Annotated in this window: 11 protein-coding genes; 6 read left to right on the forward strand and 5 right to left on the reverse strand. The window is 68.9% G+C overall.

Translation table 11 applies throughout. The features are described from left to right. The first annotated feature begins 29 nt into the window (after positions 1-29). Positions 30-1,265 (forward strand): 3-oxoacyl-ACP reductase, encoded by a 1,236-nt coding sequence (locus SK571_RS07805; RefSeq protein WP_319983345.1) that lies wholly within the window; start codon positions 30-32, stop codon positions 1,263-1,265. Then, positions 1,265-2,026 (forward strand): MaoC family dehydratase, encoded by a 762-nt coding sequence (locus SK571_RS07810; RefSeq protein ID WP_406601952.1) that lies wholly within the window; start codon positions 1,265-1,267, stop codon positions 2,024-2,026. The genes SK571_RS07805 and SK571_RS07810 overlap by 1 nt, the downstream gene beginning before the upstream one ends. Here the strand turns inward: SK571_RS07810 and SK571_RS07815 are convergent. Next, on the reverse strand, positions 2,015-2,653 hold the full coding sequence (locus tag SK571_RS07815) for a TetR/AcrR family transcriptional regulator (protein ID WP_266036061.1): 639 nt from the start codon (positions 2,651-2,653) through the stop codon (positions 2,015-2,017). The two genes, SK571_RS07810 and SK571_RS07815, sit on opposite strands and share 12 nt — an antisense overlap. Positions 2,654-2,751: 98 nt before the next feature. Here SK571_RS07815 and SK571_RS07820 point away from each other — a divergent pair, with 98 nt between their 5' ends. The 3 genes from SK571_RS07820 to SK571_RS07830 all read left to right on the forward strand — a co-directional run bounded on the left by SK571_RS07820 (position 2,752) and on the right by SK571_RS07830 (position 5,869). Then, the gene (locus SK571_RS07820; RefSeq protein WP_319983348.1) at positions 2,752-3,381 is read left to right on the forward strand and encodes an SCP2 sterol-binding domain-containing protein; all 630 of its coding nucleotides are present in this window, start codon (positions 2,752-2,754) and stop codon (positions 3,379-3,381) included. Between the two features lie 10 nt (positions 3,382-3,391). Next, positions 3,392-4,606, forward strand: coding sequence for an acyl-CoA dehydrogenase family protein (locus SK571_RS07825; protein WP_319983349.1), 1,215 nt, complete (start codon positions 3,392-3,394; stop codon positions 4,604-4,606). A gap of 105 nt (positions 4,607-4,711) precedes the next feature. Further along, on the forward strand, positions 4,712-5,869 hold the full coding sequence (locus SK571_RS07830; protein ID WP_319983350.1) for an acyltransferase family protein: 1,158 nt from the start codon (positions 4,712-4,714) through the stop codon (positions 5,867-5,869). A 15-nt stretch (positions 5,870-5,884) separates the two neighbouring features. Here SK571_RS07830 and SK571_RS07835 read toward each other — a convergent pair whose 3' ends face one another. From SK571_RS07835 to pdhA, 4 genes are all read right to left on the reverse strand, one after another. Then, positions 5,885-7,186, reverse strand: coding sequence for a helix-turn-helix domain-containing protein (locus tag SK571_RS07835; protein WP_319983351.1), 1,302 nt, complete (start codon positions 7,184-7,186; stop codon positions 5,885-5,887). Positions 7,187-7,300: 114 nt separating this feature from the next. After that, positions 7,301-8,695 carry a dihydrolipoamide acetyltransferase family protein gene (locus tag SK571_RS07840; protein ID WP_319983352.1) on the reverse strand — a complete coding sequence of 465 codons (1,395 nt, stop codon included), beginning with the start codon at positions 8,693-8,695 and terminating at the stop codon, positions 7,301-7,303. Positions 8,696-8,709: 14 nt separating this feature from the next. After that, the gene (locus SK571_RS07845) at positions 8,710-9,735 is read right to left on the reverse strand and encodes an alpha-ketoacid dehydrogenase subunit beta (RefSeq protein WP_319983353.1); all 1,026 of its coding nucleotides are present in this window, start codon (positions 9,733-9,735) and stop codon (positions 8,710-8,712) included. Continuing rightward, positions 9,735-10,931: a pyruvate dehydrogenase (acetyl-transferring) E1 component subunit alpha gene (gene pdhA, locus SK571_RS07850; RefSeq protein ID WP_319983354.1), complete on the reverse strand. Its 1,197-nt coding sequence runs from the start codon at positions 10,929-10,931 to the stop codon at positions 9,735-9,737. Before pdhA ends, SK571_RS07845 begins: the two co-directional genes overlap by 1 nt. A gap of 354 nt (positions 10,932-11,285) precedes the next feature. Here pdhA and SK571_RS07855 point away from each other — a divergent pair, with 354 nt between their 5' ends. Continuing rightward, positions 11,286-12,704, forward strand: coding sequence for a M20/M25/M40 family metallo-hydrolase (locus SK571_RS07855; RefSeq protein ID WP_319983355.1), 1,419 nt, complete (start codon positions 11,286-11,288; stop codon positions 12,702-12,704). The last annotated feature ends 12 nt before the right edge of the window (positions 12,705-12,716 follow it).

Below are 12,716 nucleotides of genomic sequence, written 5' to 3' on the forward strand. Positions count from 1 at the left end.
TAGACTTACTAGCGAGTAGGTTGTGTGACGTGGACAGGTACCAGAAGTTCGCAACGTCGGGGCTGGGGCGCCAGCTCGTGCGCAGGCTCGGCCTGCCGAACCCGTATCCACTTCGCCGCGACGCCGCACTCGCCACACCGGTGCTGGTCGGCGGCGCTTCCCGGCTGCCCTTTCTGAAGCAGCTGGAAACAGGCCCCGCTCCGTACGGCGCGCTGGTGTTCGACGCGTCCGAGATCTCAGCCGTCGCGGACCTGCGGCAGCTGCACGACTTCTTCCACCCGGCGATCACGCAGCTCGGGCCGTGTGGGCGGGTGATCGTCATCGGGCGGTCGCCGGACTCCGTGGCGCAACGGGCCCTCGAAGGGTTCGTGCGGTCGGTCGGCAAGGAGCTGCGCCGCGGCGGCACGGCCAACCTCGTCCACGTGGCCGAAGGCGCGGAGGACGGCGTCGAGTCGACGCTGCGGTTCCTGCTGTCCGGGCGGTCCGCATACGTGTCCGGGCAGGTCGTCCACGTGTCCCGGAACTCGCCGACCGGCACGCTGGACGGCAAGGTCGCGCTGGTCACGGGTGCGTCGCGGGGCATCGGCGCGGCGATCGTGGCCACTCTGGCCCGTGATGGCGCGCACGTGGTGTGCCTCGACGTCCCGGCCGCCGGCGACGAGCTGTCGAAGGTCGCGAACTCCGCCGGCGGGTCGGCGTTGCAGCTCGACATCACCGGCGATCCCGCTCGACTCACCTCATATCTGATGGAACGGCACGGCGGCGTCGACGTCGTCGTGCACAACGCGGGCATCACGCGCGACAAGACGTTGGCGCGCATGGACTCCTCGCAGTGGGACTCGGTGCTGGAGGTCAACCTCGCCTGCCAGGAGCGGGTGAACGACGCGCTGCTGGACGGCGACGTGCTGCGCGCCGGCGGGCGGATCATCGGGGTGTCGTCGATCGCCGGCATCGCGGGCAACGTCGGCCAGACCAACTACGCCACCTCGAAGGCCGGTGTGATCGGGATGGTGCAGACGCTCGCGCCCGTGCTGGCCGCTCGCGGGGCCACGATCAACGCCGTCGCACCCGGTTTCATCGAGACGAAGATGACCGCGGCGGTGCCGTTCGCGACGCGTGAGGTCGGTCGGCGGATGAACAGCCTGTCGCAGGGCGGGTTGCCCTCCGACGTCGCGGAGACCGTGGCGTGGTTCGCGTCGCCGGGATCCGGTGGCGTGAACGGGAACGTCGTGCGGGTGTGCGGCCAGATGCTGCTGGGGGCCTGATGTTGCTGCGTGCCGCCCTGACGTCGTTTCGGCGCGGGGAAACGCTTGCCGCGCAACCGGTTTCGGCTTCTGTCGACGTGTCGCTGAAGCACCTGGCGGCGTACAACGCGGTGTGCGGGTTCGGGTTGCGCGACGCGTTGCCGTTGACCTACCCGCACGTGCTCGGCTTTCCGTTGCAGATGAAGCTGATGTCCGGCGCCGGCTTCCCGTTCCCGTTGCCAGGCCTCGTGCACGTCGCGAACCGGATCACGCAGTCGCGTCCGCTGACGTTGGACGAACCGCTGGAGATCACGGTGTCAGCGCGCGATCTGCGGCCTCATCCGCAGGGCACCCAGGTCGACGTCGTGACGTCGGTCTCCGGTGTCTGGGAAGGCGTTTCGACCTACCTGCGGCGCACCGGCGGCGCTTCCGGCGCGGGCGAGGACCTGGAGCGGCCGGTCGGGTCGGCCGTGTGGCGCGTGCCCGCGGACATCGGACGGCGCTACGGCGCGGCGTCGGGCGACCGCAACCCGATCCACCTGCACCCGTTGAGCGCCAGGCTGTTCGGCTTCAAGCGCGCGATCGCCCACGGGATGTGGACGAAGGCGCGCTGCCTCGCGGCGCTGGAGGGGCGGCTCCCCGAGGCCGTGACGGTCGCCGTCCGGTTCAAGAAGCCGCTGCTCATCCCCGGTCGTGTCGAGTTCTCGGCGGCCGAGAACGGCACGGGCTGGGAGTTCGCCGTGTGGGGCAAGGGACCCCACCTGATCGGCTCAACGACGTGACGGTGGATGCCACACGTTGCCGTCGACCAGGTCGCCGAAGCCCATCCAGACGAGGTTCATGAGGCGGGCCGCGACGACGCCGGCGGGTTCCTCGGGGTGGTCGAGCCACCAGTCCGCGAGCGACTCGCCGGCCCCGACCAGCGCGGCGGCCAGGGACTCGGCCTCCAACTTGGTCGCGGGCGCCTTCGTGGACTGGGTGAGCAGCGCCGCGACCAGTGACACCGCCCGGCCGCGCATGTCCGTGAGCTCGATCGCGAACGGCCCGCCCTGCGTGGACGCCTGCCGGTGCAGCACCATCCAGCTCGCCCGGTTCTCGCCGACGAACCCGAAGAACGCCCGCAGGCCGCTCCACAGCTGCACGTCCGGTTCCTGATCGGGTTCGACGCCCGTCGCGATGGCCTCCATCATGCGGGTGGCCTCGCGCCGGATGCACGTCGCGAACAGCTCCTCCTTCGAGCCGAGATAGGCGTAGAGCATGGGCTTGGAAATGCCCGCGACCTCGGAGATCTCGTCCATCGAGGCCGAGTGGAAGCCGAGCCGCGAGAACACGTCGATGGCGGCGTCCATGATCTGCCGCTCACGCACGGCGCGTGGCAATCGCTTGGCGCGACCTTCTGTGCGCATCATTACCCCTCGGTTCGGAGCGGCAAGATTATCCGATCGGCTTGCCGCCCTATCTACTCACCAGTAGTCTTACTCACGAGTAGGTACCAGGAGGTGTGTCCATGACGCTCGACCTCACCACCGAGGCGATCGCGAAGCTCAGCCCGGCCGAGCTGATCAGCACGTTGCAGCAGATCTCGCCGGACGACCCGGCACTGGCCGAGGTGAACATCGACGTCATCGCCCGCGGCATCGATCCGAAGAAGCTCGGCAAGGACGACTTCGCGGCGTTGCTGAACGCCCTGGGCGCGCTGGCCGACGGCGGCGCCGACCTCGACCTGTCGAAGATGGACCCGTCCAACTTCGCCCGCATCATCTCGCGCGCCTCGAAGGACCAGATCGAAGCCGTTGTCGCCGACCCCGCACTGCGCACGCGCGTGCTGGACGAGGTGTTCCGCCGCATGGAGGTCCACTTCCGCTCGGACCGGGCCGGCGCGACCAAGGCCGTCGTGCACTTCCACGTGCTGGAAGACGTCTACGAGGCCATCATCGAGAACGCCGAATGCACCATCAACAAGGGAGTGACGCGCGAGGCCCGTGCCATCGTGACGCTGACGCCCGCCGACTTCCTGAAGCTCGCGACCGGCAACGCCTCCGCGCCCGTGCTGTTCATGACGGGCAAGCTGAAGGTGAAGGGCGACCTGGGGTTCGCGGCCGGGTTCATGAGCCTGTTCAACATCCCGAAGGCTTAGGAGACTTCCTGTGGGTGGCTTCTCGCTCGAACTGAACGAAGACCAGACCGACCTGCGCGACTGGGTGCACGGCTTCGCTCGTGACGTGATCAGGCCGGCGGCCTCCGAGTGGGACGAGCGCGAGGAGACGCCGTGGCCGGTGATCCAGGAGGCGGCGAAGATCGGCCTCTACGGCTTCGAGGCGCTCGCGACCTGGTTCGCCGACCCGATCGGTCTCTCGCTGCCGATCGCGACCGAGGAACTCTTCTGGGGCGACGCCGGAATCGCGCTGGCCCTGATGGGCACCGGCCTCGCCGTGGCGGGCATCTTCGCCTCCGGTGAGCCGGAGCAGCTGGCCGAGTGGGTGCCGGAGTGCTTCGGCGACGAGAGCGACCCGAAGCTCGCCGCGTTCTGCGCCTCCGAACCCCAGGCGGGCTCCGACGTCGCCGGGTACCGGACGAGGGCGCGCTACGACGAGGCCACCGACGAGTGGGTGATCAACGGCCAGAAGGCCTGGGCCACCAACGGCGGCATCGCGAACGTCCACGTCGTGACCGCCGTGCTGGACCCGGCACTGGGCTCTCGCGGCCAGGCCGGTTTCATCATCCCGCCCGGCACGCCGGGCCTGTCGTCCCCCGGCAAGATCAAGAAGCACGGCATGCGCGCCTCCCACACGGCCGACGTGTTCTTCGACGACGTGCGCGTGCCCGGACGCTGCGTGCTCGGCGGCCGAGAGCGGGTCGAAGCACGTCTCGCCCGCGCCCGCGAAGGCCAGAAGTCCGGCGGCCAGGCCGCGATGGCGACGTTCGAGACCACCCGCCCGACCGTCGGCGCCATGGCCGTCGGCGTCGCCCGCGCCGCCTACGAGTACTCGCTCGACTACGCGAAGGACCGCGAGGCGTTCGGGCGCAAGATCATCGAGAACCAGTCGATCGCGTTCGACCTCGCGAACATGCGGATGGAGATCGACGCCGCGCGGCTGCTGGTGTGGCGTGCGGCCTGGATGGGCCGCAACAACGTGCCGTTCACCGCGGGCGAGGGGTCGATGTCGAAGCTCAAGGCGTCCGAGGTGTCGGTGTGGGCCACCGAGCGGGCGATCCACATCCTCGGTGGGGCCGGGTACACGCGGGAGCACCCGGTGGAGCGGATGCACCGGGACTCCAAGATCTTCACCATCTTCGAGGGGACCTCGGAGATCCAGCGGCTCGTCGTGTCGCGGGCGATCTCTGGGATGCAGATCAAGTAGGACCGGACGCGGGCCGGGACGTGCGCCCCGGCCCGCGATCAGCGGCGTTTGGTAACGTGCCGGGCGCCCCGGTGGTCTGGGCGAGCCCCATCTTGGAGGAACGTCGTGCGCACGTTGACCCATGCCGAGTTCATGGAGATGCGGCGCTTTCCCGCGCTCGACGGACTTCGGGCGTTCGCGGCCGTCATCGTGGTGGTCTTCCACTTCGGCGGCGCCGAGTGGAAGTGGCTCTCCGGCTGGGTCGGCGTCTACCTGTTCTTCGTGCTGTCCGGCTTCCTGATCACCACGCTGCTGTTGCGCGAGCAGGACCTCAAGGGCCGGATCTCGCTCAAGAACTTCTACATCCGGCGTGTTTTCCGGATCATGCCGCCGTACTTCGTGATCTTCGCGTTCATCATGGCGTTCTTCTACCTGCGCGGCGACTTCTTCACGATCCGGTACCCGGAGACGCTGAAGTACTACCTGCCGTTCATGAACGAGTTCCTGCCGGCGGGCATGGCGGGCGCACCGAACGACTACTTCTCCGGCTCGTGGACGCTCGGCATCGAGCAGAAGTTCTACCTGGTGTGGCCTGCGCTGATGGTCGTCGCCGGGGTTGCCGCGGCCCGTCGTCGCGTCTACATCGCGGTGGGTGCCATGGCCGTGCTCGTCGCCCTCATCCCGTTGACCGGTGGCTGGTACACCAGCTACTCGATGAGCGCGCTCTACACGTCGTCGGTGCACTACGTGGTGTTGCTGGTCGGTGCGCTGCTGGCGATCATCATGAACAGCAAGCGCCTCTACGCGTTCGTGCAGCCGTTGACGCACCCGCTGATCGCGCCGCTGGCGATGATCGCGTTCGCGGTGCTGCACGTGAACATGGAGACCCTCTGGCACTCCACGAGCAACGCCGTGGTGCTGCTGCTGGGTTACGCGGTGCTGACGGCGATGCTGATCGTGTCGCTGATGAACCGCAATCCGGTGACGTGGGTGCTGTCGACCGCGCCGGCGCGTTTCGTCGGCGACCGGTCCTACTCGCTGTACCTGTTCCAGGGCATCGCGGGCTTCATGGTCGCGGGGATGCTGCCGCGCTTCGCGGTCTACGGCACGCTCACCGCCGTCGTGGTGACGCTGGTGTCGTTGCTGCTCGCGGACGTCGTCTACCGCTGGGTCGAGCACCCGGCGATCGAACTGGGCCGCCGCATCATCGCGCGCCGTTCGCAGAAGTCGGCGCCGGTGAACCCGCCGACCAAGGAAGTTCCTCCGGTCCCGGTCAACGCCTGAGGCTGAGCGGCAGGGTCAGGACCGCGCCCACGCGCTTGAGTTCGCGATGGTGCACGGCCAGCAGCACCGTGTCGTTCGGGCGGCGGAAGTGCAGCACCACGAAGTTCGGGTGCGGCGGGTCCTGGTCGACGATCTGCTCGACGCGGCCCTCCGCGTCGCTGAAGACGATCCGCTCGGACCAGATGATCTTGGTGGGGCCGAAGAACAGCTCGCCCTCCTGCCACTCGCCGTCCAGGAAGACGTCGGCGTCGCCGCGCGTGTGGTCGTCGCCGGACGGGCCGAACGCCTCGCCGAGCACGCCCCCGAGAATTTCGAACAGAGCAGACATGACGATCCCCCTTCGTTGCCACAGGAACGAGCTGGGCGCCCAGCTGGTTCCCGCAGGATCTCAGAGGTCCAGCCGAACGGCTGGCCGGCTTCGCGCAGCCAGGCGCGCTCGCGCGAGTGGTCCGGCATGGCGGGCCAGCCGTTGATCTTCGCGATCAGGACCCAGTACCGCTCCGCCCGCGGGTCCGCGAAGTCGGAGAGCTCGCGCAGCCGTTCGACGAGGCTGTCGTCGTTCGGCAGGCCCAGCGCCTCCGCCCAGTTGGCGTTCACGCGGTCCACGACCTCGCGAGCCTCGTCGGACTGCGGCGCGATGCCCGCGTCGAGAGCCTCCCGTGTCTGGGCGATCGCGAAGTTGAACGCCGCCATCTGGTCACCCTGAGGCGGGCTCAGGTCGGCGCCTTCGCGACGCTTTTCCTCGTGCTGCTGGGACATCCGCTTGACCGCGGCGCGGAAGTCGGTGTCCTGCACGAGCTTCGCGAGCTCGACCCACGCCTCCAGCTGCTCGGTCGACGGGTCGTCCGGCAGCTCGATCCGCACGGATCGCATGTGCTGCTCGAACTGCGGATCCAGCTCGTAGGGCCCGAACACCTCCTCGAAGAAGTCGTCGAGGATCCGTTGGCGCTCCTCGTCCGACATGCGTGCCAACTCGTTCATCAGTTCCATCTCCCCTCCCTTGGCGACGGCGCGCAAGACGGCGCGGCGCAACCGCAACGTCTTCATCTGCGCGTCGATCGCGTCTGCGTGTGCACGCGCCACGTCGGTCACCGACACCTCGCGGGCCAGCACGCGGCCGGCTGTCGGCAGGTCGACGCCCAGGTCCCTGAGCGTGCGGACGAGCTTCAGCCTCGCCAGCGCGTCGGAGTCGTAGGTGCGGTAGCCGCCGGCGGTCCTGTCCGTGGGCGGGATGAGGCCCGAGTCGGAGTAGAACCTGATGGTGCGGACGGTGAGTCCGGTCATCCTGGCGAGCTCGCCGATCTGGTAGCGCGTCACGGGGACAACTGTGCAGTCTCCAGTTGCTGGAGAGTCAACCTGAATAACCGAACGGGTGGCTGAACAGCGAAAAGGCCCCCGCGCCGGAGCACGGGGGCCTTCGAGCGAGCTACCTCAGTAGGTCATCGCGATACCCGGCTCGGCCAGCAGCGCGCCGACGTCGGCCAGGAACTGCGAGCCCTGCTGGCCGTCGACCACGCGGTGGTCGAACGACAGCGCGAGCTGGCAGATCTTGCGAATCTTGATCTCGCCGTCGACCACCCACGGCATGTCGCGAATCGCGCCCAGCGCGAGGATCGCGGACTCGCCGGGGTTGAGGATCGGCGTGCCGGTGTCGACGCCGAAGACGCCGACGTTGGTGATCGTGATGGTGCCGTTCATCATGTCGGCCGGTGACGTCTTGCCGTCGCGGGCGACCGTGGCGAGCTCGTCCAGTGCGACCGCGAGTTCCTTCAACGACATGCGGTCGGCGTCGCGGACCTTCGGCACGACCAGGCCGCGCGGCGTGGCGGCCGCGATGCCCAGGTGGACGTAGTCCTTGTAGACGATCTCGTTCGCCGCCGCGTCCCACGTCGCGTTGACGTCCGGCGTGCGGCGGGCCGCGAGGATGACGGCCTTCGCGCAGAACGCGAGGGGCGTCAGCTTCACGCCGCGGAACTCCGGCGCGTTCTTCAGGCGTGCGCGCAGTTCCATCATCGGCGTCACGTCGACCGTCAGGAACTCGGTGACGTGCGGTGCGGTGAACGCGCTGTCCACCATCGCCTGCGCGGTCGCCTTGCGGACGCCCTTGATGGGCACCCGGCGTTCGCGCGAGCCGTTGTCCACAACGGACTGCACAGGAGCGGCAGCCGGTGCGGAGACAGCGGTTTCGACGTCCTCACGCGTGATCACGCCACCGGGGCCGGAGCCCGTGAGCGCGTGCAGGTCGACGCCGAGGTCCTTGGCCAGCTTGCGCACCGGCGGCTTGGCCAGCGGCACGTACCCACCCGGCGTCTGGACCGGAGCCGCGACAACGACCGGAGCGGGCGCAGGTGCGGGTACCGGTGCAGGTGCCGCGACGGGAGCGGGCGGAGCCACGACCGCCGCAGCCGGAGCCGAGGCAGGCGAGTCCTTGCGGGCACGGCGCTTCGCGGTGCCCGACTTCGGGCCGTAGCCGACGAGCGTCGCGATGCGCCCGCCCGGCATCTCCTCGCCGATCTTGCCGGACGAGGTGCCGTTCGCCTCCGCCGCGACGGGAGCGGGGGCAGGTGCGGCCGCGCCACCGGGGTCGGTGTCGATCGTGATGATCGGGACGCCGACCTCGACGGTCTGACCGGGCTCCGCGAGGAGCTCGGTCACGACGCCCGCCCACGGGCAGGGCAGCTCGACGGCGGCCTTGGCCGTCTCGATCTCGACGATGATCTGGTTGACCTTGACGGTGTCACCCGGCTTCACGTGCCAGGTGAGGATCTCGGCCTCGGTCAGCCCCTCTGCCGTGTCGGGCAGGGGGAATTGCTTGTACTGCGGCATTTCCGGTTGTCCCCTTACCAGGCGAGAGAGCGGTCGACGGCGTGCAGCACCCGGTCGAGGTCGGGGAGGAACTCCTCCTCGAGCTTCGAGGGCGGGTACGGGGTGTCGAAACCGGTCACCCGCAGCACCGGTGCCTGCAGCGAGTAGAAGCACTCCTGCTGGACCTTGGCTGCAATCTCGCTGGCGATCGAGGACTCGGACGGCGCCTCGGACACGACGATCAGGCGGCCGGTGCGGCGCACCGAGTCGTAGACCGGTGCGAGGTCCAGCGGCGACAGCGTGCGCAGGTCGATGACCTCCAGCGACGTGCCGTCCTCAGCGGCCGCGTTCGCGGCGTCGAGAGAGGTGCGGACCATCGGGCCGTAGGCCACCAGCGTCGCGTCCGTGCCGGGACGCAGAACGCGCGACTCGAACAGCTTGCCGGGCTGGGCCGTGGTGTCGACCTCGCCCTTCTCGTAGTAGCGGCGCTTGGGCTCGAAGAACAGCACCGGGTCGTCGCTGTCGATCGCCTGCTGGATCATCCAGTACGCGTCGGCCGGGTTCGAGCACGAGACGACCTTGAGGCCGGCGGTGTGCGCGAAGTACGACTCCGGGGACTCCGAGTGGTGCTCGACCGCACCGATGCCGCCACCGAACGGCACGCGGATCACGATGGGCAGCTTGATCTTGCCCTGCGTGCGGTAGTGCAGCTTCGCGACCTGCGACACGATCTGGTCGAAGCCCGGGAAGATGAAGCCGTCGAACTGGATCTCGCACACCGGGCGGTAGCCGCGGATCGCGAGGCCCACGGCGGTGCCGATGATGCCGGACTCCGCGAGCGGCGTGTCGAGCACGCGCTGCTCACCGAAGTCCTTCTGCAGGCCGTCCGTGATCCGGAAGACGCCGCCGAGCTTGCCGATGTCCTCGCCCATCATGATGACCTTGGGGTTGGCCTCCATGGCCGCCCGCAAGCCCATGTTGAGCGCCTTGGAGATCGTGAGCGTCTGCACCGGGGACGCCGGAGCAGCAGCCGAGGAACGGTCCATGGTCGGAGCAGCCATCAGTGCTCACCTCCAGCAAAACCCGAGACGTAGTCGAGGAATTCGTCGCGCTGCGCGTCGAGGACGGGGCTGCCCTCCGCGTACACGTTGCTGAAGATCCGTTCAGCGGGCGGATCGGGCATGTTCGTGCAGAACTCCCGCAGCTCCTCTCCCAGCTTGTCGGCGTCCGCCTCGACGCTCTCGAAGAACTCGTGGTCGGCCCACTGCTGGCGGACCAGGTAGACCTTCACGCGCTCGATCGGGTCCTTGAGCTTCCACATCTCCAGCTCGTCCGACAGCCGGTAGCGCGTCGGGTCGTCGGAGGTGGTGTGCGCGTCCATCCGGTAGGTGAACGCCTCGATCAGGATCGGGCCGTTGCCGTGACGGCACTCGTCCAGCGCCCACTTCGTCACGGCGAGCGTCGCGAGGACGTCGTTGCCGTCGACGCGGATGCCGGGGAAGCCGTAGCCGCGGGCGCGCTGGTACAGCGGCAGGCGCGACTGGCGTTCGGTGGGCTCGGAGATGGCCCACTGGTTGTTCTGGCAGAAGAAGACGAGCGGCGCGTCGTAGACCGCGGCCCACACGAAGCCCTCGTGCACGTCACCCTGGCTGGTCGCGCCGTCGCCGAAGAAGCACATGGTGGCTTCTCCCTCGTCGTCGCCGACCTTGCCGTCGAACTTCTGGCCCATCGCGTAACCGGCCGCGTTGAGGACCTGGTTGCCGATGACGATCGTGTACGGGTGGAAGCGCTTCTCGACCGGGTCCCAGGTGCCCTGGTCGGTGCCGCGGAAGATGCCGAGCAGCTCCGTCGGGTTGATCCCGCGCGTCCACGCGATGCCGTGCTCGCGGTAGCTCGGGAACGCCATGTCCGTCTGGCGCATCGCGCGGCCGGCGCCGATCTGCGCTGCCTCCTGGCCGAGCAGCGGCACCCAGATGCCGAGCTGGCCCTTGCGCTGCAGGGCGTTCGCCTCGCGGTCGACCCGGCGGATCAGGACCATGTCGCGGTAGAGACCGCGCAGTTCCTCCGGCGTGATGTCGATGTCGAAGTCCGGGTGCTGGACCCGCTCACCCTCCGGGGTGAGCAGCTGCACCAGGTCGGCACCGCCCTCGTCTGTCGCTCGCAAGCCTGCGATCACCTGTTCCGCTGTCGGTTTTGCGGCAGTGGCGGCCGGCGCTGCATCCGGCTCAGGGTGCGTCCATTGCTCAGGGGACGACATGCGCCTTCTCCTCTGTCTACTCCGACCGCCTGATCGCTCGTGACGACCTCGTGCGGCGACGTCGGCGGTCGCCGCCAACCCTGTGGGGCCGGAGGCAGCCGTCGACGGTGACGGTGGCTTACGACCACATCCTGACACGGCCTCACCCGAGTTGGTGAGACCCGTCCCACTTCGTAACACACGAGTCAACGTTCTGATCAGCGACAACAGTCGGAGGTTCGACCTTTTGTCCTCCGACTAGGCCGTCCGATTACCGGACGCCGATGTCCCGGTTACCGATCGTTAACTTAGCTGCGGGTCTCTGAGTAGAGGCTACGGACGCGAGCGGAGGCGGAGTCGTGACAGGATCGAGAGGTGGACCGCTCACTTGTGACCAGCACCGTCAGGACGCTCTGGGACGACGACATCGTCCCGAGCCTGTCTCAGCTCGTCGCCGTGCCGGCGATCTCGCCCGCGTTCGACCCCGCCTGGGAAGAGCACGGCGAACTGGCCGCCGCGATCGAGCACGTGCGCCTCTGGATCGAGTCACGCGACCTTCCCGGAGCGGTGCTGGAAGTCGTCCAACTGGCGGGACGTACGCCGCTGCTGATGGTCGACGTGCCCGCATCAGGTAACTCGTCCGACGACACGGTGTTGCTCTACGGACATCTCGACAAGCAGCCGCCGGTGGGCGGTTGGAGCGAAGGCCTCGGTCCGTGGACCCCGGTCCTGCGTGACGGACGTCTCTACGGCCGTGGCGCGGCCGATGACGGTTACTCCGGATATGCCGCAATCGCCGCTATCGAGGCCGTGCGCGCCGCCGGTGGATCGCACGCCCGTTGCGTCGTGTTGCTGGAAACCGGCGAGGAGTCGGGTTCGCCCGACCTGCCCGCGTACTTGGAGCACCTGTCCGATCGCCTGGGCCGCGTGTCGCTCGTCGTCTGCCTGGACTCGGGCGGCTCCGACTACGACCGCATGTGGCTGACGACGTCGCTGCGCGGCCTGGTGCAGGTCACGGCCACCGTGCGGGTGCTCGACGGCGGCCTGCACTCCGGCATGGCGTCCGGCATCGTGCCGTCGTCGTTCCGGATCGCGCGGGTGCTGCTGGACCGGCTGGAGAACTCGGAGACCGGCGAGGTCCTCGTGCCGGAGATGCACGTCGAGATCCCGGCGGGGCGGCTGGCCGAGGTCCGCGAGGCCGTCGAGGCCGCGCCGGGTGCCCTGTGGGGTGCGGTGCCGCGCGTCGGCGACCTGCGGCCGATGTCCGACGACGAGGTCGAGCTGGCGCTGAACTCGGGCTGGCGGCCGACCCTGTCCGTGACCGGCGCCGAGGGCCTGCCCCTGCCGGACGACGCGGGCAACGTGCTGCGCCCGTTCACGACGCTGGTGCTCTCGTTCCGCCTGCCGCCGACGGCCGACGCCGCCGCGGCACTGGAGGCCGTCAAGCAGAAGCTCACCACCGACGTGCCCTACGGCGCGACCGTGGAGCTCTCGCGGGTCGAGTTCGCGGACGGCTGGAACGCGCCTGAGCTCGCGCCCTGGCTCTCGCAGGTGTTGGACGAGGCCGGCAAGGACGTGTTCGGCGCGCCTTGGCGGACCGTGTCGCTGGGCGGCTCGATCCCGTTCATGGGACTGCTGCACGAGGCCTACCCGGACGCGCAGTTCGTGGTGACCGGGGCGATCGGGCCGGACTCCAACTGCCACGTGCCCGACGAGTGGCTGCACCTGGCGCACGCTGCTCGGATCACCGAGGCCGTGGCGCTCGTCCTCGACTCGCACTCGAAGCGGTCCTGACCCTGCTTTTAG

The sequence above is a fragment of the Lentzea kristufekii genome (genome assembly GCF_033949925.1).
Taxonomy (GTDB): domain Bacteria; phylum Actinomycetota; class Actinomycetes; order Mycobacteriales; family Pseudonocardiaceae; genus Lentzea; species Lentzea kristufekii.

What these genes read in the sequence shown, in the direction of transcription:
- SK571_RS07840 (WP_319983352.1), bottom strand. Translation starts at nt 8,695, where the DNA reads ATGCCGCAGTACAAGCAATTCCCCCTGCCCGACACGGCAGAGGGGCTG.
- SK571_RS07815 (WP_266036061.1), bottom strand. Translation starts at nt 2,653, where the DNA reads ATGATGCGCACAGAAGGTCGCGCCAAGCGATTGCCACGCGCCGTGCGT.
- pdhA (WP_319983354.1), bottom strand. Translation starts at nt 10,931, where the DNA reads ATGTCGTCCCCTGAGCAATGGACGCACCCTGAGCCGGATGCAGCGCCG.
- SK571_RS07820 (WP_319983348.1), top strand. Translation starts at nt 2,752, where the DNA reads ATGACGCTCGACCTCACCACCGAGGCGATCGCGAAGCTCAGCCCGGCC.
- SK571_RS07845 (WP_319983353.1), bottom strand. Translation starts at nt 9,735, where the DNA reads ATGGCTGCTCCGACCATGGACCGTTCCTCGGCTGCTGCTCCGGCGTCC.
- SK571_RS07810 (WP_406601952.1), top strand. Translation starts at nt 1,265, where the DNA reads ATGTTGCTGCGTGCCGCCCTGACGTCGTTTCGGCGCGGGGAAACGCTT.